Here is a 21,063-nt window from a genome sequence, read left to right on the forward strand (position 1 = left end):
GGTTCATTTTGAATGATGGGCAGAAGATGGATCTAATGCTTTAAGATGTTCATTATCTGCCAAAATAACGAAGCTGTAGCAATATAAAGTAGAATATCGGAGGATAGAAGATCAGACTGCTCTATATCCGGTATAAAACATTTATATTGCTACAGCTCTTATTTTGCAATATGTGCATTTATGAAAATTTATTATTTTGTTTTCTTATCATGATCCCCTTTATTTTCTATAATAGTTTGTCTTATTATTTTATCCCTTTTCACATTCATCTGCTCTTGCATCTCTACTTCATTACCTGCAGTTACCAGGCCTTTTTTTATGGCTTTCTGCTTTATAAATATTTGCTTTATAAAGTACACCAAATCCCCGGAATAAAGTACCACATTAATTTCTGCGCCGATGAATAAAATATACATACAAAAATAAAACCAAAGCATAAAAATGACAACGGCTGTTAAACTGCCATAAGTATTGGTGTAGTTTCCCATATTATCCACATAATAAGAGAATAAATAGGAAAAGCCCATCCAGCCCACTGCTGATATAAATGCTCCCGGAAGTTCCTGAAATACATGAGTCTTGCGGTTTGGAATTACAACGTACAATAATAGGAAAAATAAGGTCAGCAAGCATAGACCTACAATAGTCCGGATGCTGATAATAAAGAGTGCCAGCTCACTTAAAACAGGTATCTTGCCCTGAATCCATAAAAATAGCTGATTACCAAAAACTAAAATTGACAGTGTAATCACAAGCATAATGATAAAGACAAAAGTATAAACAGCCGAAATAATCCGTAATCGTATATAGCTTCTTGTCTCCTTAATGCAATATACGGCATTTAATCCTTTGACAATGGATAACACACCCCTGGAAGCTGACCAAAGGGCGGTAATAGCTGCAAAGGATACGATGGTTCCTGTAGTTTTAGCATATACTTCCGTAATAATTGATATAATTAATGAATGCAAAGAAGAAGGAAATACGCCTGTTAATGTTTCGAGCATAATGCTTTCTTTGAAAATATCCTGTAAAATAGTCAGTAATAGCATAATGAAAGGGAAAAAAGATATAATTACAAATAGAGCTGCCTGTGCTGCAAAGGCTGAAACACAGTCATCCCTGATTTTCCTTGCAAATGCCCGGATTATTTTAATAAAAGATATGATAATCATTGTCATAAGTATTCCTCCCAATTCTTCTTACTAAGAAGACAAAAATTGTGATTATAGTATTATATGTGAATGGTTACAAGCTTAGTCATATTTGATTTATTTCAAATACTTTCTATTTCGATATCCAATCATTTATGCTATACTTAAAAAATAGGATATTATAATAATACTACATTATTCCAAAAAATCAATTCATGTATATAAAGAAGGGGGTATTATAGTGAAAAGAAGAAGTACAATTTTAATGGCGGTATTATTAGTATGTATTACTGTTACAGCATTATTTCTGCCCAACATACAAGCAGATGCTGCCTCAAAAAAATATGGATTAATGATTGCAAATGAGAATGGTAAATACACTTTTTATGATTTAAATGGGACAGAAGGAAATGCAGGAATGGAAACCGCAGGCAATGGAAGTGTAATGGTTCCTTTATGGAAAATGACCAAACTAATGCCGGGGCTTACTTATAAATACAATTCCAAAACAAAAGAAGCTGTGGTAACAAATGCACGCAATGGAAAGAAAATAGTATTTAAAAAAGATAGTACATATTTTACTTATTATTCCTCAAAGAAATCCAAAGGGGTAAAAAAGGAAATGGTTTATAAAATGTATATTTCCAAAAAGAGCTCTTCTGTTATGGTACATATGAGTACACTTCGCTGGGTAATGAATTCAGCTCAAGGGTGCAAATATTACAAAACAGCGGATATGAGAAAAAACGGTTATGATACTTCTGTTTATAGCGGACTCTTAATTTATAATCCATATAACGAAGTGACAGGGTTAGTAAAAGCAACAGACGTGAATAATATTTCAAAAACAGTGAGAGTTACCATACCGGAAGGGTATGCAGTTCCTCAGGTATTTGAATTATTAGTTAGTAAAGGAGTATGTGATTCAACTGAGAAACTTTATGAAGCACTTTATAACTATGATTTTAGCTATTATCCTTTAGTAAAGGCAATACCGGAAAATGAATTCCGATGCTTTTTATTAGAAGGGTATCTGTATCCCGATACCTATGAATTCTACAGGTTAAGCAAAGGGCAGGATGTTATAGGTAAATTCTTAAGAAATGCAGAAAGTAAGATAACGGATGATATACGATTGAAAGCAGAAAGTTTAGGTTACACAGTAGATGAGATTTTAACCATTGCTTCTTTAATTGAGAAAGAAGCAGTAGATTCAAAGACTATGAGTAACATATCTTCTGTAATTCACAATCGTTTGTCAAAGGGAATGAAATTGCAATTAGATGCGACTATTAATTATGTAGAACGTTATGTAAAACCCAACATTAATGGGGATGTTAATCGATATAATGCCTACTACAATACCTATAAAACAGGAGCATTGCCATCAGGGCCCATATGCAACCCGGGAATTAATGCAATAAAGGCGGCACTTAATCCGGCTCAGACTGAGTATTTATATTTTTATAGTGACGAGAAGAAAGAATATCATTTTTCAAAAGACTATGAAGAACACAAAGCAAATATTTCCGGTGAAAATGTAACGGAAATAACCCCTTGACAACGAATTTTATTGTGTTAGAATATTTTCATATATGGAAAAGGCTGTGAAGGTGTATGTAATAGTCATTACACGCAATATGCATTGCGCATAATAGATATTGTACGTAAAACATTACACGTAATAGACGCTTAATGTGACAAGTATTGCATCTAAGATATTTGTTTTCTATCAGAGAGAGGAAGCCATCGGCTGTAAGCTTCCTTAGTTCAGACAAATATTGATTTTCCCACCGGAGCCGCATCTTTGAATACTGGAATCAGTTAGTAGGAGATGACGTATGTGCACGTTACGCATAACTTTAAGTGCTTATAGATTATTGAATTTTATTCATATTCGATAATGTATAGGAATTAGGGTGGTACCGCGGAAATTATGCAGGAAATTGTACCTGCTTCTGTATCATAAATGATATTGCTCCGTCCCTGTTTTGAGGGACGGAGTTTTTTTGTCCCAATTTGTAAAAGTACAAAGTATTATAAAAAGGTGCTAGGGCACCAGAATCGAGGTTAGCATGAAAGAAAAGTTAAAAGCAATTATTGACGAAGCTTTAAAACAAATGGAAGCTTCTGAAAGTCTTGACAAATTAAATGAAATCAGAGTTGCATATTTAGGAAAAAAAGGTGAGCTTACCAATGTGTTAAAATCCATGAAAGATGTGGCTCCGGAAGACAGACCAATGGTGGGTCAAATGGTAAATGAGGCAAGAACTGCTTTGGAAGAAAAGTTAGATGCTATAAGAACTGCCTTTGAAAAGAAACTAAGAGAAGAGCAAATTGCAAAGGAAACCATCGACGTTACGCTTCCGGCTAAAAAGCCCATGATGGGGCATCGTCATCCAAATACCATTGCATTAGAAGAAGTGGAAAGAATCTTCGTTGGTATGGGATATGAAGTAGTGGAAGGTCCTGAAATAGAGTATGATTATTATAATTTCGAGGCTTTAAATATTCCTGCAAATCATCCGGCGAAGGACGAACAGGATACTTTCTATATTACCGGTGATATTTTACTAAGAACACAAACTTCTCCGGTACAGGTACATGAAATGGAAAAAGGAAAACTTCCTATTCGTATGATTGCACCGGGAAGAGTATTCCGCTCTGACGAAGTAGATGCTACTCACTCACCAAGTTTCCACCAGATTGAAGGCTTGGTTATTGATAAGAACATAACCTTTGCAGACTTAAAAGGAACATTAGCAGAATTCGCAAAACAATTATTTGGCGAAAATACGAAAGTAAAATTCAGACCTCACCATTTCCCATTCACAGAACCAAGTGCAGAAGTGGATGTAACCTGCTTTAAGTGCGGCGGAAAAGGCTGTCGTTTCTGTAAAGGCTCCGGTTGGATCGAAATCTTAGGCTGTGGTATGGTTCATCCCAATGTATTAAGAATGAGCGGCATAGACCCTGATGAATACTCCGGTTTTGCATTTGGTGTAGGGTTAGAGCGTATTGCTTTATTAAAATATGAGATTGATGATATGAGATTGTTGTATGAGAATGATACCAGATTCTTAAAACAATTCTAAAATGTATTCTGAGCAAAGATTCAATAAATGAATTAGCGAAGAGTTCAGTGAAAAATAGGAGGTTTATAAAATGAATACACCATTATCATGGATAAAAGCATATGTACCAGATCTTGATGTAACAGCACAAGAATATACAGATGCTATGACACTCAGCGGATCCAAAGTAGAAGGTTTTGAACAGCTGGACGCTGATTTAGATAAAATTGTAGTAGGTAAAATATTAAAAATAGAAAAGCACCCGGATGCAGATAAATTAATCATTTGTCAGGTTCAGGTTACGAAAGATGGTGGGACCATCCAAATCGTAACAGGTGCACCCAATGTAAAAGAAGGGGATGTAATTCCCGTGGTACTGGATGGCGGGCGTGTTGCAGGTGGTCATGACGGTAAGATGACTCCCGGTGGTATTAAAATTAAGAAAGGAAAACTTCGTGGAGTAGAATCTAATGGTATGATGTGCTCTATTGAAGAATTAGGTTCCAGCAGAGAATTCTATCCCGATTCACCGGAAGAAGGAGTATTTATATTCAATGTGAATCCGGAATATGACAATATCGAGATCGGCTCCAGTGCTATTAAGGCATTAGGTTTGGATGATGTGGTATTTGAATACGAAATCACTTCAAACCGTGTTGACTGTTTCGGCGTTCTTGGAATTGCCAGAGAAGCAGCAGCTACCTTTAGAAAAGATTTCTTTCCGCCAGTGGTAAAAGAAACCGGTAACAGTGAAAAAGCCAGTGATTATATCGCTGTTGAAGTTCAGGATAAAGATCTTTGTACCAGATATGTGGCAAGAGTGGTAAAAAACATTAAACTGGCTCCATCTCCCTTATGGATGCAAAGAAGATTGGCGGCCTGTGGTATTCGCCCAATCAATAACCTGGTAGACATTACCAACTATGTTATGGAGGAATACTCTCAGCCAATGCATGCTTATGACTTAGAGCATGTAGCAGGAAATAAAATCATTGTCAGAAGAGGTAAAGAAGGTGAAGAATTCCAGACCTTAGACGGACAGATAAGAAAAATTGACGATTCCATTCTTATGATTTGTGACGCTGAAAAACCAGTTGGTATTGCAGGTATTATGGGTGGTGAGAACTCAAAGATTACAGATGATGTTAAGACTCTTTTATTTGAAGCAGCCTGCTTTGACGGAACCAATATCCGTTTATCCGGTAAAAAATTAGGACTTAGAACCGATGCAGCAGCCAAGTTCGAAAAGGGACTTGATCCTAATACAGCTATGGAAGCGATGAACCGTGCCTGCCAGTTAATTGAGGAATTAGGAGCAGGTGAAGTAGTTGGCGGTGCTGTTGATGTATATGACAATGTAAGACAACCAAGAAGAGTACCATTTAGCTGGGAAAGAACCAACAAAATTCTGGGAACTAACATTGATAAAGAAACTATGCTTTCTTACTTTAAGAAAATCGATCTGGACTTTGATGAAACAACAAGGGAAGTGATTGTTCCCTCCTGGAGACAGGATGTGGTATCCCAAGCGGATTTAGACGAAGAAGTAGCTCGTTTCTATGGATATGATAATATCCCCACTACTTTACCTACCGGTGAAGCTACCACAGGAAAATTATCATTTAAATTAAGAATCGAAAATATTGCAAGAGATATGGCAGAGCAGTTTGGATTCAATGAAGGAATGACTTATTCCTTTGAAAGTCCAAAGGTATTTGATAAATTACGAATACCTGCGGGAGATAAGCTAAGAGAAAATGTTGTAATATCCAATCCACTTGGAGAGGACTACAGCATTATGAGAACCATTTCCTTAAATGGTATGTTAACTTCTCTATCTACCAATTACAACAGAAGAAATAAGGATGTGCGTTTATACGAATTAGCTAATATCTATCTTCCGAAAGCACTTCCGGTTACAGAGCTGCCGGATGAAAGAATGCAATTTACATTAGGAATGTATGGTGCAGGTGACTTCTTTGACTTAAAGGGTGTAGTAGAAGAATTCTTAGAAAAAGTAGGTATGAAGAATATTGTTATCTATGATCCAAAGGCAGGAAAGACTTTCTTGCATCCCGGCCGTCAGGCAAACATTGTTTATGATGGAACCGTAATTGGTTACTTAGGTGAAGTTCATCCCGATGTACTTGATAATTACGAAATTGGTGACAAAGCCTATGTTGCAGTACTGGATATGCCTGAAATTGTATCCCGTGCAACTTTTGACGTTAAATATACAGGAATTGCAAAATATCCTGCTGTTACCCGTGATATTAGTATGCTAATGAAGAAAGATATATTGGCAGGTGATGTAGAAGCTGTTATTCGTAAAAATGGGGGACACCTACTTGAAAACTATCATTTATTCGATATTTACGAAGGTGCTCAAATCAAAGAAGGTTACAAATCCATGGCATATTCCATTAGTTTCAGAGCAAAGGATCGAACCTTAGAAGATAAAGATGTTACAGAAATTATGGATAAAATCTTAAATGGATTAAGAAAGTTAGGTATTGAATTAAGACAATAATTTTATTTAACATGCTTTGAATAATATAAAAAAATAAGATTAAACCAATATTAGAAACTACCAGCGAAGAATTATTTTCCGCTGGTAGTTTTTGCATTCAAAGACTTATTTAATCTTCATTTTCGAAAATAGGTTTCATTTACTAGTTAGATGAATATATTAATATGGATATAAGCATATTTTTGCTTCATGAAATGAAGGTAGATAATATGAGTAATATTTTGAATGACGATAAAAATCTGAATAAGAAATCTTGTGATAAAATAAACCCATTTGAGTCCTGCTTACTTTCACTGCCTCCAAAGCAATTTGCATTACTGTCCACAATATTTGGTTTATTATTACTAGATGACTTAGATACCGATCAGAAAAATGCCCTTGGAAACTTTATTGTAAGTGTGGGCCAAACTATTCTAACTGCCGCTGCTCAAGAACAATCCCTACAAAATGACAACTCCCAGAATGATCAAATCCAGGAAGATATTGAAAGTCTTAAAAAGCAAATAGCTATGCTTAAAAAAGAATTAGATAATTGCAAATAAATGTTTTGAGCGGTAACTGTCACTATTAGTCATCGCTCTATTCTAATGTTTAACTATGTTTTCTTTATTTCTAATTGGCAGGATAAATGATAATTAATCCATATCTGCCTATATTTACAGCCCTTCCCATATCCCCCCTATGTTTCCATTACTTATATATTTCATAAGTGTTACAAAAGTGTTACAATGAATTTGTTCCTAAGAGATAGCAAATCAAAAGGAGGCAAAAACTATGTGTTTTAACTTTAGCTCTTGTAGAGAATTATTAAATCAGATATTAAAATACTGCAGTTTCGGAAACTGTAACTAATTTCTTTGGCTCAACCCTTATGGTTGAGCCTTTTTGTAATTAATCTGGAAAGCTTCTAAAGTAAATAATTATAAAGTGCTATTTCTCTGGTATAATTTCTTGGCAGGGCTGCAAGTATTTTTTCAGCAGAATAGTGTTCGAAATAATTGTTAATATCCATGTTAAAACTCCATTTTTAATATACTTATGATTTTTCATACCCTCCCATTAAGTAACCTTTAACAACATTAGTATTTTTACAGTAAGTGCATTCCATATAGCCCTCCTATACTTAGATTATCTTGTCTTACTTTAATTGTATGTTATGTCTTATGTTAATACCACTTGTCTTGCTGACAACTATCAATAAGAAATTTTTTAAGTAGCAAGTCTATTATCAATTACTTCATTAATGATAATTTAATCCATATCTGCCTGTATTTTCAACTCTACCCATATCTCCCCTATGTTTCCACTACTTATATATTTCGTAAATGTTACAAAAGTGTTACAATGAATTTGTTCCTAAGAGATAACAAATCAAAAGGAGGCAAAGATTATGTGTTTTAACTTTAGCTCATGCAGAGAATTATTAGATCAAATATTAAAATACTGTAGTTTTGGAAACTGCAAATAATTTCTTTTGGCCCAGCCTCACGGTTGGGTCTTTTTTTGTTTAATAATTTTGTAATATAAAATTTATACAATTGCGGCATTTTTAGACAAAGTTTTGACAAATATAGCCTCTATGATGTAAAATAGTGAATAAGCTTATGACAAGTTATAAAATGTAATAAAGTACATAGGAGGAGATTAAATGAAGCAGCGAATGTCAAAATGTATTATAGGCCTGCTAGTCTTAATAATGACTTTACCTATAATACCGGGAGGTACTATGGTTGCAGAAGCAGCCACACCAAAGCCTACTCTGTCTATTTCAAAGAAGACCATTGTAGGAACCGGTGCTACCTATACCATATCTGTAAAAAATGCAGGTAAGAATGTAACTAAATATAAATGGTATTCCACCAATAATAAAATTGCAAAGGTGCAGGCTACAAAAGACCCGGCAGTTGCAAAAGTAACTACAGTTGGTAAGGGATCCGCTTATATTAAATGTGGTGTTTTCTACAAAGATGGAACTATCAAACGTCCTTATAGTCAGGTGACTGTACAGATTCCTGCCACAAGTGTTAAGATTACTAACGCATTAGATAATGAGGAAAATAACAACAGGCATGTTATTGCAGTTGGAGAGACTTATGATTTTAATGCTACTAAAACTCCAAGCAATGCCAGTGACAAATTATATTATTTTCTTGGTAATTCTGGAGAAAACTATGCTAAAGTAGATGCTATTACCGGTAAAGTTACCGGTGTGAAGCCTGGCTTCGTAGTATTAAGAGTAGCTGCCGGCATGACAAAGGATGCAGCAGCAAGTAGTAAGATAGATGATGCTATCAATATTGAGATTGTTGAAAAGACAACGAAAGTAAACAGCGTCGATTTAGCAGATTCTACTACATTAAAGGTTACTTTTAGCAGTGCAATTGATCCGGATACTGTAATTGGTAAGGATAAAAAATTAAAAGATTCCGTTGTTATTATGTCTAAGACAGATGAGAAGAATAATACTGCCAAAGGTTTGGGAGAAATTACTGCAGCCTTGTCTAATGACGGAAAAGTATTAACCATTCAGACACAGTATAATTTTGATGGTATTTATGGAATTATCTTAACCTCCGATGTTAAGGGGAAAGATAAATCAGATTTGCAGCCATATAGCAAGACTTTAAAATACTATGATACAATTGGACCTTCTTTCATAAAATATACTACAGATGAGACAGGATTAAAGGCTATCATTCACTTCTCTGAGGCGGTTAATTTCTCTAAGATGGATATAGTAGGTGTAAGAGCTTTAAGTTCTTCTGTAGTTACTGCTACTACAACGAATATGTTGTTACAAGAAAAGAATTATGTTGTATCAGCTGATAGAAAGTCATTAACCATTGACTTAACCAATATGGATCCTGTAGATCGGAATAAGATTTTTGAAATCCAAATTGCCGGTATTACTGACTTGGCAGGTAATGTTCCACCAACTTATCCGCTAAGAGCATTATTAACAACAGATACAACTCCAAAGCCACAAGCAAGATTACAAACTATCACAAGGACAAGTTATGATACATTAACAGCAACCTTTGACAGACCAATTAAGACAGTTGGAACCCTGATTATTTCAGGCAGCTATGAAATGCCTGCTGGTGTTGTAGATAAAGACGATGCAAAAAAAGTTAATTATAAGTTATCTACAGCCTCTGCACAACTTACAGGTTTACAGACAGTTACTATACAGTACTGGGATAGTTACAATGTATCTGCTAATGACACTTCGGCTTATAATGCAGTTTCAAGAACCGTTAACTTTACATCCGATACGACAGTTCCTCAATTAGTAAAGAACGAATTAGGAATTGAAACAGTGAATGGTGTAGATGTTTATAAATTGGTATTAACTTATAGTAAGAATGTTGAAGCATTATATCCAAGTGGTATATTATTAGCAAACATCGTAACTAGCAATAATGACAGATACTCTAACAGACCATTGAACTTCACTGCTATAGCAAAAGATAACCAGGTAACATTATTATTGAATACCGATCAGGTACTATATAGTGGTACTTATATGATTGAAATTCCGGAAGCTTTTGTAAGAGATACCTATTGGAACAAGAGTACAAAGACTACTATTACTGTATTAAAGAATGCAGCGGTATCCAGTAATTTACCTGCTCCAAGATTAGTACAGCAGGCACCGGATGATAATAATATTATAGAAATATATTTTGGAGTTAAGGTAGATGAAACTACTGCTCAGAATGTAGCAAATTATAATATTCCGGGTGTAAGTATTATTTCAGCAACATTAAAAGATAATAATGATGTTGATGGAGCAAGAATTGAATTACGTGTTCAAGGTAGTACCATTACAGCAAATACTGCTTACTACGTAATTATCAGCGGAATTACAGGGTATCATAATACCTATTCAGCAATGGATACGTACCAGACACCTATTTACCTGAGAGAAAATACAGCTCCTGGCATTGTTAGTGCAGTCTTTAGCTATCCTAGCCTAATTACTCTTACATTTTCGAAGGATATTATAGGAACACCTTCCTTCAAAGCAACTCAGGGTAATATAGATTTAGGTGCTACTGCAACTATTACCAGTAACAGAGTTGTTATAATTAATCTAAGTGTGGCTCCTAATATCAATGGACAGCCTATTATATTACAGCCAAATCAAAACAACGTAATTAAAGATGTTAATGGTAATGCAGCAATTATTCCAATTAGAAACATACCAGCAACATATTAGTCTACAAATAGTATAAGTTTAGAAGGACTGCTTTGCAGTCCTTCTTTTTTTAAACTTTAGACAAATAAATGGCAAATATTAGACATAAAGTTGACATCATTTGGTAATAACTTATTTATTGTATAGAACGCTTATATAATGAAAATAGGGAGGGAATTATGCAAAAACGTATCCTAAAAGGTATTGCACTTATGATGGCTCTCATGTTGGTCTTACCAATGCTTTCACTTGCTAATAGTACAACTGCTGAAGCAAAGACAAAGAAGAAATATAATACAAGACCAACTTTTTCTATAACACAAAAGACAGTAAGCGAAGATGAAACATTTACTATATCATTAAAGAATCTGGGAAGTCAGGTAAAAAAAGTTTATTGGTATTCTCAGAACAAAAAAATTGCCACTGTAAGGGTAAAAGATAAAAAATCAGCTACTGTTACAGGAAAAAAACAAGGTACAGTTTCTATTAAATGCAAAATTACGTACAAAAATGGTGCCATTGTAACACCTTCTTGTAATGTAAAAGTATATACGAAAGCAACTGGTATTAATATTCATAATGCAGATTTAAACAAACAAGGTTTTCACATTCTGGAGGTGGGCGATAAATTTAATTTTAAAGCCAAAATATCACCAAGCAACTCTAATTATAAAGCGTATTGGTTTATTGATAATAATGCTGTTGCTAAACTTTATAGTGATGGTTCTGTAAAAGGGTTGAAAGCAGGTGTAGTAAGACTGACTGCTGTTGCAGCCCGTTCCAGCCAAGAGGCCAAAACAAGTGCCATACGTAATACGGTCAACATTTTAGTTGTTGATGATGATTACGACTATGATGACGATTATGAGTATGATGATGATTACAACGAGGAGGATGTTGTAAAAGTATATGTAACGAATGTTACATTAAAGGAAGCAACAAAAATTGATATTTCATTTGATAGAGCCATTGACAAAAATACGGTAATTGGTGCCAATACGGCATTATTAAATTCCGTTATTATAACACCGAGATGGGATAATCAGGGTAATTTGGCCAATGCTCCGGGAGTATTAACAGGTACTTTATCAGAAGACGGTAAGACACTTTCTATTCAGTCTTCTTATGTATTGAAAGGTGTCTATGAAATTCGCCTTACCTCCTCCATCAGATCTGTGGATGGTAGAGCATTAAAAGAATTTGTAAAAGAATATTCTATTTATGATACAAAAAAACCTAGATATGAAAGTGTATCTGTTGATAGCACTGGTTTAATTGCAACTTTTAAATTCAGCGAAGCTATGGATTTTTCCAATATGGTAGTAGCAGACGGAAAAGCAGCAACCAGCGGACAGACATTAGAGCAGACAACACTGAATATAATCAATACAAGATCAAACTATGGATCATCTGCTGATAGAAGATCCTTAAGTATTAATTTATCAGGCATACCACAAAGTGACCGGAATAAATTATTATCGGTTCGTTTCTATAGTTTAAAGGATTTAGCAGGAAATGTTATAGAAGGTGATCCGGTTGCGGTAACATTTAAAACAAATACAGCGTATCAACCCCAGGGTAAAATTCAAAAAATTGAACGGACGGATTATTACTATCTGACTGTAACCTTTGATAAATCCATTAAAACTCCAGGTATGGCAGTTATTAATAATCTAGAAGGTATTAAAGGTGTAGTTGATACCGGGAATACTACCAAGGTCAACTATAAATTAAGCGAAACGGCTGCCAAGTTAACAGGACCTCAGAAAGTATCTGTTGGATATTGGGATGCATATAATGTAAATCCCAACGATAAGTATTCCGATACATTACAAGAGTATTATGTGAATTTTGATACCAACAATTTATTACCATTATCTGCCCCTGTTTTCGTTATACAGGACAAAGATGATAACAGCATAATCAATGTACAATTTAGCAATATATTAGATAAGGCTTCAGCTGAAAAGATAAGCAACTATAGTATTCCTGGTGTAATTATAACTGCTGCAGAATTAACCAATTATGTGAATAGCGGTGTTGTGAAGCTTAAAATTCAGGCTGGCTCCATAGCAGTTTCACAAAATTATCAAATTGGCATTACAGGAGTAAAAGGATATAACAATAGCTTTAAAGAAATGAATCCATTCCAGGCTGTTATAACCTTAAAAGAGAATAAAGCTCCGGAATTAGTAAGTTATACTTACTATTATCCAACTACTATTATGTTAGTTTTTAATGAAACCATAACCGGTACTTCAAGTTTTAAAGTAATGCAGAATAATGCAGATTTGGTACTTTCCACATCTATTAATGACAAAACCTTATTGATTACTTTAAAATCTGCTCCGGAAATGGGTAAGTATATGGAATTATTACCTGCAGAAACCAACAAGATTTTGGATCTTGCAGGTAATAAAACATGGTCCATATTAAACCGATATATTATTCCTGCTAATTAATTTTTAAAAGATATTATTCTTTATTCAAGTTATAGATTAGTTGGGTTAGAAATTATGAAGCCTATATTCTATTCATAAAATGAATACTTTCTTCCTGGGGTCTGTTATAGAATTTGTGACTTACTAAAACCATAAATTATTATAATCCTATAACGAGCCCCCTTTTTTTATTCCTACAATGGTCTGCTTATTATATTGACCAATTGATCGTTCTATAACTTTTTCAATTTACTCTATTCTGTTATTTCCTCTAACTGTGGGTTATTGTATTTCTATTGATCATCAACTTCTGTTATTTCTTCCCATTGTCCCACTTTTGATTTTCTTTTAATAGCCCTTTACGTATGCTCAGATTTGATTTATAATGATTCCAAAATAGAGTGTTTTTAAGGAGAAAGTCATTGAAATCTGTTATTGTGACAATAAGCCGAGTGCTGTTTATCTTATATATTATCTTGTTATCATATTTTTTATTTTTTTGTGAACGATATGGACGGACAATTGTTTCAAACGAATACCGGTATAATTTAACGATATTAAAAGAAGTAAGAAGGTTTATTACTTACCGCCAATTGATTGGATTGGAAAGTTTTGTTGTTAATATATTTGGTAATATTTTCGCTTTTGCACCTTTTGGTTTTATGTTACCAATTATCAACAATCAAAATCGAAAGTTTTGGAATGTTGCATTATTAAGTTTAGAATTTAGCCTGACTGTTGAACTGCTCCAACTGATTTTTAAAGTTGGAATATTTGATGTGGATGATATTATTATGAATACCATTGGCGGAATGATTGGATATTTTTGCTTCTTTATAGTCCATAAAATATACAGATCATTTTATAATACTTGATAGGAAAGGAGTCCTTATGTTTAAACGGAAAAAAGAAGCAGTTATATTTACGGATAGAGTGCATTCTATAAAGGGAATCATATCTTTGTGTATGGGATTGATATCTGGAATATCCTTTATGGTTCTGGCTTATATTTCCAGTCTATCTCAGGGAAATGGAAGCATGCTTCTGGGGTTTGGGGGAATGGCCTTATTTTTCCTTTCTTTGGTGGGATTTTATTTAGGATTTAATAGTTGTAAAGAAAAAGAGATTTACTATACGGCTCCTGTTGCAGGGGTATTTGTTAACGGAGTATGTATTATTGTATATTTTACTCTTTACATTATTGGGATTAGTTTGTAATTTTAATAAAAGGATTAGCATAGAAAAGAGGTAGATAATGAAGTATTTAGAATTATTCAAAGAAGAAAATGAAGAAATCATGGAACGCTTTCACTTATCTATGGACCGAATACAGGAAATTATGAATGAGGAGTCTGTAAAAGAGCCATATTTAGATTATTTTAAAAAGGTGGCTTCTTTTATTCTTCAAATAAAGGAACTTGTTTCGTTAGCAGAACATGATAGGTTAAGCCAAATGTCTTTGGAGGAACTGCAGAACTTAAATCACAAGTTATACGAAGATGTATTACCGGAGAATTATGAAACAAGCTATGCCAATCCCCGGTATGCGGCAAAGATATTAAGTAAAAGGTATGGCAGATTATTATCCTTTCTCTATACGGAGATAAGAGGAATGATTGCATATGGTTTTGAGTACCGATTAGTTCCCATTACAATATATATGGAATTATTTATTGAAATCTATAATTATTTCGAAGAAGAAGGAGAATTCACTCATAAAGATGTTAAGAGAAGCATCTCTGACTTTATGTATGATTATTGTCCGGAGTTTGTGGAATATCGTACAAGAGAGCTGTTAGACAGTTCCCTTACTTTTGCTAAAGATATTATTATGAATTGGGATCTTTCAGACCTACGTTATTTATACCAATTTGGAGAGTATATTGATGAAAATGAATTAGAGATTGCAAAGTTTTTAAACAGTATGTCGGAAGAAGAGATAAAAGCTATGGCATTTACCTATACAGATGGGTATAAGAGAGGATTCGAGAATCAAAAAATAGACTTAAGCAGGAAAAAAACCGTTGTCATTCGATATAATATTGGATTTGAACGAATGGTACGTTATGCTATCCAATATTTTTCGGAAATGGTACTGGAACCTATTCTATATAGAGCAGCTGTAGATAGTATAAGTAAGAGGCAGCATTTAAAAATCGGCTATCATTCCACAGGCCCTAACAGACAATATGATTATGACCACCGTTACGATAACGGACTTTATCTGAATAAGGATTTTAACGATAGAAAACTTACCGGACAGCGGAATGCTTATGAAAAGTATAAAAGTCAGGCAGCAGTATATGCAGGGCCGGCATTAATCGAAGTATTTGGGGAGAAGAATTTTTCACCTGAGAATAAAGAAGAAGCAATCCGCTTAGACAAGAGGCAGCAAAAATTATATGTAAATTATAATAGAGATGTTAACCTGCTTACCAATGAATATATCAAAGGCGGAGAAACCAGTTTTACCATTATTGCTTATCCAATACCTGAGATAGGGAATCAGTTTAAAGAAATATTTGCTGAGACAGTGAAAGTAAATACTTTAGATAATGATACTTACCGTCAGATTCAGCAGTCTATTATCGATGTATTAGACCAGGGTGAATATGTAAGAATATTGGGCAGCGGACTCAATAAAACAGATATGAAGGTAATGCTTCATGAATTAAAGAATCCAGAGAAAGAAACGATCTTTGAAAACTGTACTGCAGATGTGAATATACCAGTAGGTGAAGTATTTACTTCTCCAAAACTTACAGGTACAAGTGGCATTCTTCATGTAACTAAGGTTTACCTGAATGAATTAGAATATAAAGAATTATATCTGGAATTTAAAGATGGCAAGATTGCAGATTATACTTGCAGCAATTTTGCATCAGAAGAAGAGAATAAGAGGTTCGTAAAAGAAAATCTTATGTATAACCAGGAAACCCTGCCTATTGGAGAGTTTGCCATTGGAACCAACACCACTGCTTATGTAATGGCACAAACCTATCAAATAGCTGACAAATTGCCGATTTTAATAGCAGAAAAAACCGGTCCTCATTTTGCAGTAGGTGATACCTGCTATCATATGAGTGAAGATATGAAGTTATATAATCCGGATGGAAAAGAAATTGTTGCAAAAGATAATGAGATCTCCATTCTTCGAAAGACGGATATGGGAAAAGCATATTTTAACTGTCATACGGATATAACCATTCCTTATGATGAACTAGGTGAAATCAGTGTGTATAAAAAGAATGGCGAGAAGACAACCATCATAAAAGACGGAAAATTTATCTTACCGGGAACAGAAAAACTAAATGAAGCACTTAATTTTTAATAGGTTTTTTAGAGTGAAATGAAAGAAAGTGAGGCAATTATGGCAGCAAAAGTAGGAATTATTATGGGAAGTGATTCAGATCTTCCGATTATGAGCAAGGCAGCAGAGATACTGGATTTATTAAAAGTAGAATATGACATGACCGTCATTTCTGCTCATAGAATGCCGGATGTATTTTTTGATTATGCAAAGTCTGCAGAAGAAAAAGGTTATAAGGTTATTATTGCAGGTGCAGGTGGCGCAGCCCATTTACCAGGTATGTCAGCAGCTATATTTCCAATGCCGGTAATTGGTGTACCAATTATGACTAAGGCATTAGGAGGAGTGGATTCTCTCTACTCTATTGTACAGATGCCCTCCGGAATACCAGTAGCAACAGTAGCAATCAACGGAGGCCTTAACGCGGGACTTTTGGCGGCTAAAATCCTTGCTGTATCAGATCCGGATTTACTGGAGCGTATTAAAGCTTATGCTGCAAGTTTAAAAGATGGGGTATCTGCCAAAGTAGAGAAGTTGGAAAAAATAGGCTATGAAGCGTATATGAAAGAAATGAATTAATTAGCATTCGACATAAGTAAAATAATAGTTGTACAAACTTGATAATGAGGCTGTGGTAAAACAATAGGTTTTGCCACAGCCTCATGTTTTATTATAGGAACATAAAAATAAACCATAAACTGGTGGTCTTGACTAACGGAACTGGTGACGCTGCTTTACGATAAAATTAAATTATATAAAATGCTTATGTAACATGAAACATTATTAATTATACTTATAAAAAACATAAGAAAATAATGAAGTTGAAAGGTAAGACAAATAACAATCCTTATGCTACAATAGGTGTGGAAATACACCTTTGAAATCACAGAAACCAACTAAAGGAGGACATACCATGGATTATAAGAAGGCAGGAGTAGATATTGAAGCCGGTTATAAGGCTGTAGAATTAATGAAAGAACATATAAAGGGTACCATGAGAAGTGAGGTGTTAACCGGCATCGGCGGGTTCTCAGGAGCGTTCTCTCTGGAGAAATTTAAAGGTATGGAAAAACCCACTTTAGTATCCGGAACAGATGGTGTAGGAACGAAATTGAAGATTGCTTTTATTTTGGATAAACACGATACCATTGGCATTGATTGCGTTGCTATGTGTGTGAATGATATTGCCTGCGCAGGTGGTGAACCCCTATTCTTTTTGGATTATATAGCATGTGGTAAAAATGAGCCTGAAAAAATAGCTGCTATTGTAAGTGGTGTGGCTGAAGGGTGTAAACAGGCAGGTGCAGCCCTGATTGGGGGTGAAACTGCAGAAATGCCAGGTTTTTATCCTATTGAGGAATATGATTTGGCAGGTTTTGCAGTTGGAATTGTAGATCAAAAGAATTTGATCACAGGTGAATGGGTAAAACCTGGTGATGTCTTAATCGGTATTGCTTCTTCCGGAATTCACAGTAATGGTTATTCTTTGGTTAGAAAAGTATTTAACATGAAAAGGGAAGCATTAGACTGCTACTATGAAACTTTGGGCTCTACTCTTGGAGAAACCTTGCTAACCCCTACTAAAATATACGTGAAAGCCCTTTCTGCCGTAAAAGCAGGAGGAGTTACAATAAAGGCCTGCAGCCATATTACCGGAGGCGGATTTTATGAGAACATTCCAAGAATGTTAGGAGAAGGGGGTCATGCCAGAGTTTATAAAGGCAGTTATGAAGTACCGGCAATTTTTAAGATGTTGTCCACAGATGGTTCTATTGAAGAAAAGATTATGTATAACACTTATAATATGGGAATAGGTATGATTATTGCCGTAGACAGTACACAAGCAGATAAAACTCTAGAACTTCTAAAGGCTGCAGGGGAAGCTGCATATATTGTGGGAGAGATAACTTCCGGAGAGAAAGGTGTGACAATATGCTAAGAATAGCAGTCTTAGTATCTGGCGGGGGTACAAATCTGCAGGCAATTATAGATAGTATAAAACAAGGAAAGATAACTAACGCAGAGATTGGAGTTGTTATCAGTAATAAGAAACAGGCTTATGCTTTAGAGAGAGCAAAACAGTATGGAATAAAGACCGCGGTTGTATCTCCTAAAGATTATCAAAGCAGGGAAGAATTTGACATGGCATTGTGTAAAACCCTTGACTCCTATCAGGTGGATTTGATTGTACTTGCAGGATATCTGGTTATTTTGCCTAAAATATTAATTGAAAGGTATCCGGGTAAAATCATTAACATTCATCCCTCCCTTATTCCGGCTTTTTGTGGTCCCGGCTTTTATGGCCTTCGTGTTCACGAAGCTGTCTTAGAGCGGGGAAATAAGATTACAGGTGCCACGGTTCATTTTGTAGATGAAGGTACGGATACCGGGCCTATTATACTTCAAAAAGCAGTTCCGGTTTATGAACAGGATACCCCTGAAACTCTGCAAAAAAGAGTGATGGAGGAAGCTGAATGGACTATATTGCCGGAGGCAATTGATTTAATCGCTAATAATAGGCTTAGAATAGATAAAAATAAAGTATACGCAGGCGAATAATATATAATTAAGTAATCAGGAGACGGATTGTTACAATATATGGATAGAGTTCTTAAATAAGGAGGCAGTTATGAAGATACTTATTGTAGGAAGCGGCGGACGGGAACATGCCATTGTATGGAAAGTGGCACAAAGCAAATTGGCGGATAAAATCTATTGTGCCCCAGGTAATGCAGGAATAGAAGAATATGCGGAATGTGTGGATATAAAAGCAACGGAATTAGAGAAGCTGGCAGGCTTTGCAGAAAAAGAGCAGGTGGATTTAACCATTATAGGTATGGATGATCCTTTAGTAGCTGGTATTGTTGATATATTTGAAGAAAAAGGTTTAAGAATATTCGGACCAAGAAAAAATGCAGCTATTATTGAAGGCTCCAAAGCTTTCTCGAAAGAGTTGATGAAGAAATATAACATACCTACTGCCGCTTATCAAACCTTTGATAATCCCCATAAAGCCATATCGTATTTAGAAACCTCTGACTATCCAATTGTACTTAAGGCAGATGGGTTAGCCCTGGGTAAGGGAGTGTTAATCTGTAAGGACTTTAAGGAAGCTAAAGCTGGTGTGAAAGCTATTCTGGAGGACAAACAATTTGGACAGGCCGGAGACCTTTTGGTAATTGAAGAATTTATGGCAGGACAGGAAGTATCTGTCTTAGCCTTTTGTGATGGAACTAATATTAAAACCATGACCAGTGCGCAGGATCATAAAAGAGCAAAAGACGGTGATCAGGGGTTAAATACAGGAGGTATGGGAACCTTCTCCCCAAGTCCTTTTTATACAAAAGAAATCCACGAATATTGTATGAATACTATTTATAAGCCTACCATGGAGGCTATGAAGATGGAGGAAAGGGACTTTGTGGGCATTCTTTTCTTTGGACTGATGTTAACGGAGAAAGGGCCAAAAGTATTAGAATATAATGCAAGATTTGGTGATCCCGAGACACAGGTGGTGCTTCCGCGAATGAAAAATGATATTGTGGAAGTATTTGAAGCGTGCATTGATGGAAGATTAGAAGACATTCAGCTGGAGTTTGAAGATAACGCGGCTGTATGCGTTGTATTGGCTTCAGAAGGATACCCGGAATATTACGAAAAAGGTTTTCCTATTTATGGGCTGGAGAATTTTAAGAATAAAGATAGCTATTATGCGTTCCATGCCGGAACCAAAAAAAGTTCGGAAGGTATTGTAACCAATGGAGGCCGTGTCCTTGGTATTACTGCAACCGGCACTAATTTAAAAGAAGCCAGAAAAAATGCCTATGAAGCAACCCAGTGGGTTGATTTTAAAAATAAATATATGAGAAATGACATTGGTAAGTCTATAGAATAGCTGAAAGCTAGGCCAAATATGGGATTGTATATGTGAGGTAAATCGTTTATAATGAAAAATAGTTTGACAGTAAACGGAAAATAAGGATAGGATTACATTTTTTGCGAAAATGTCACAAAACTGCCATATGTATTCACTAAGATACTTAAAGATAGCACAGAGGATAAGCGGTTTTAGATACGTAGGAGGAACAGTTGTCAATGAAGAAATTTTCATATTATAAATGGTTTGCAATAATACTTTGTCTGGCACTCATATGGCCACAAGTTTTTGGAGCTCAAGTAATGCATGCAGATGCTGCAACGAAGAAAGGTACAGTAACAGCCACCAATTTATATGTGCGAACGGGGCCGGGTACCAGCTATGATAAAGCGAAAGTAAATGGAACTGAGATCTTTTTAAAAAAGGGAGAAACAGTTACCATCCAAGAGGAAAAGGCTGGATGGTACAAAATATCC

At 35.1% G+C, this 21,063-nt stretch carries 15 protein-coding genes; 14 read left to right on the forward strand and 1 reads right to left on the reverse strand.

Annotated features, from left to right (window positions below; all coding sequences use genetic code 11):
- Window positions 1-191 precede the first annotated feature (191 nt).
- Entirely contained in the window at window positions 192-1,181 is a 990-nt protein-coding gene (locus RT261_RS01270) for a YihY/virulence factor BrkB family protein (RefSeq protein ID WP_313128342.1), read from the reverse strand.
- 214 nt (window positions 1,182-1,395) lie between these two features.
- Here RT261_RS01270 and mltG point away from each other — a divergent pair, with 214 nt between their 5' ends.
- From mltG to RT261_RS01340, 14 genes are all read left to right on the forward strand, one after another.
- Window positions 1,396-2,715 (forward strand): endolytic transglycosylase MltG, encoded by a 1,320-nt coding sequence (gene mltG / locus RT261_RS01275; protein WP_313128345.1) that lies wholly within the window; start codon window positions 1,396-1,398, stop codon window positions 2,713-2,715.
- A 514-nt stretch (window positions 2,716-3,229) separates the two neighbouring features.
- A complete protein-coding gene (gene pheS, locus RT261_RS01280; protein WP_313128347.1) occupies window positions 3,230-4,249 on the forward strand; it encodes a phenylalanine--tRNA ligase subunit alpha in 1,020 nt (339 codons plus the stop codon).
- A 70-nt stretch (window positions 4,250-4,319) separates the two neighbouring features.
- On the forward strand, window positions 4,320-6,758 hold the full coding sequence (pheT, locus tag RT261_RS01285; protein ID WP_313128350.1) for a phenylalanine--tRNA ligase subunit beta: 2,439 nt from the start codon (window positions 4,320-4,322) through the stop codon (window positions 6,756-6,758).
- 209 nt (window positions 6,759-6,967) lie between these two features.
- Window positions 6,968-7,300 carry a hypothetical protein gene (locus RT261_RS01290; RefSeq protein WP_313128352.1) on the forward strand — a complete coding sequence of 111 codons (333 nt, stop codon included), beginning with the start codon at window positions 6,968-6,970 and terminating at the stop codon, window positions 7,298-7,300.
- Between the two features lie 1,106 nt (window positions 7,301-8,406).
- Window positions 8,407-10,980: an Ig-like domain-containing protein gene (locus RT261_RS01295; protein WP_313128354.1), complete on the forward strand. Its 2,574-nt coding sequence runs from the start codon at window positions 8,407-8,409 to the stop codon at window positions 10,978-10,980.
- Window positions 10,981-11,138: 158 nt separating this feature from the next.
- A complete protein-coding gene (locus tag RT261_RS01300) occupies window positions 11,139-13,421 on the forward strand; it encodes an Ig-like domain-containing protein (RefSeq protein ID WP_313128356.1) in 2,283 nt (760 codons plus the stop codon).
- A gap of 401 nt (window positions 13,422-13,822) precedes the next feature.
- A complete protein-coding gene (locus RT261_RS01305; RefSeq protein WP_313128360.1) occupies window positions 13,823-14,275 on the forward strand; it encodes a VanZ family protein in 453 nt (150 codons plus the stop codon).
- A 16-nt stretch (window positions 14,276-14,291) separates the two neighbouring features.
- A complete protein-coding gene (locus tag RT261_RS01310; RefSeq protein WP_313128363.1) occupies window positions 14,292-14,618 on the forward strand; it encodes a DUF6142 family protein in 327 nt (108 codons plus the stop codon).
- A gap of 37 nt (window positions 14,619-14,655) precedes the next feature.
- A complete protein-coding gene (locus RT261_RS01315) occupies window positions 14,656-16,731 on the forward strand; it encodes an aminopeptidase (protein ID WP_313128364.1) in 2,076 nt (691 codons plus the stop codon).
- Window positions 16,732-16,749: 18 nt separating this feature from the next.
- A complete protein-coding gene (gene purE, locus RT261_RS01320) occupies window positions 16,750-17,289 on the forward strand; it encodes a 5-(carboxyamino)imidazole ribonucleotide mutase (protein WP_313128367.1) in 540 nt (179 codons plus the stop codon).
- Window positions 17,290-17,623: 334 nt separating this feature from the next.
- Window positions 17,624-18,649 (forward strand): phosphoribosylformylglycinamidine cyclo-ligase, encoded by a 1,026-nt coding sequence (purM, locus tag RT261_RS01325; protein ID WP_313128369.1) that lies wholly within the window; start codon window positions 17,624-17,626, stop codon window positions 18,647-18,649.
- The gene (gene purN, locus RT261_RS01330) at window positions 18,643-19,269 is read left to right on the forward strand and encodes a phosphoribosylglycinamide formyltransferase (protein ID WP_313128371.1); all 627 of its coding nucleotides are present in this window, start codon (window positions 18,643-18,645) and stop codon (window positions 19,267-19,269) included. Before purM ends, purN begins: the two co-directional genes overlap by 7 nt.
- 70 nt (window positions 19,270-19,339) lie before the next feature.
- Window positions 19,340-20,605: a phosphoribosylamine--glycine ligase gene (purD, locus tag RT261_RS01335; RefSeq protein WP_313128374.1), complete on the forward strand. Its 1,266-nt coding sequence runs from the start codon at window positions 19,340-19,342 to the stop codon at window positions 20,603-20,605.
- A 200-nt stretch (window positions 20,606-20,805) separates the two neighbouring features.
- Window positions 20,806-21,063, forward strand: a 258-nt coding sequence (locus RT261_RS01340) for an SH3 domain-containing protein (RefSeq protein ID WP_313128376.1), incomplete at its 3' end; no start/stop codon positions are given.

Source organism: Anaerocolumna sp. (genome assembly GCF_032079385.1).
In the GTDB taxonomy this organism is placed as follows: Bacteria; Bacillota; Clostridia; order Lachnospirales; family Lachnospiraceae; genus Anaerocolumna.

Bases quoted from the DNA above. Each gene is read 5' to 3' on its own strand.
- RT261_RS01270 (WP_313128342.1), bottom strand. From the start codon at position 1,181: ATGACAATGATTATCATATCTTTTATTAAAATAATCCGGGCATTTGCA.
- pheS (WP_313128347.1), top strand. From the start codon at position 3,230: ATGAAAGAAAAGTTAAAAGCAATTATTGACGAAGCTTTAAAACAAATG.
- pheT (WP_313128350.1), top strand. From the start codon at position 4,320: ATGAATACACCATTATCATGGATAAAAGCATATGTACCAGATCTTGAT.
- RT261_RS01290 (WP_313128352.1), top strand. From the start codon at position 6,968: ATGAGTAATATTTTGAATGACGATAAAAATCTGAATAAGAAATCTTGT.
- RT261_RS01295 (WP_313128354.1), top strand. From the start codon at position 8,407: ATGAAGCAGCGAATGTCAAAATGTATTATAGGCCTGCTAGTCTTAATA.
- RT261_RS01300 (WP_313128356.1), top strand. From the start codon at position 11,139: ATGCAAAAACGTATCCTAAAAGGTATTGCACTTATGATGGCTCTCATG.
- RT261_RS01310 (WP_313128363.1), top strand. From the start codon at position 14,292: ATGTTTAAACGGAAAAAAGAAGCAGTTATATTTACGGATAGAGTGCAT.
- RT261_RS01315 (WP_313128364.1), top strand. From the start codon at position 14,656: ATGAAGTATTTAGAATTATTCAAAGAAGAAAATGAAGAAATCATGGAA.
- purE (WP_313128367.1), top strand. From the start codon at position 16,750: ATGAAAGAAAGTGAGGCAATTATGGCAGCAAAAGTAGGAATTATTATG.
- purM (WP_313128369.1), top strand. From the start codon at position 17,624: ATGGATTATAAGAAGGCAGGAGTAGATATTGAAGCCGGTTATAAGGCT.
- purN (WP_313128371.1), top strand. From the start codon at position 18,643: ATGCTAAGAATAGCAGTCTTAGTATCTGGCGGGGGTACAAATCTGCAG.
- purD (WP_313128374.1), top strand. From the start codon at position 19,340: ATGAAGATACTTATTGTAGGAAGCGGCGGACGGGAACATGCCATTGTA.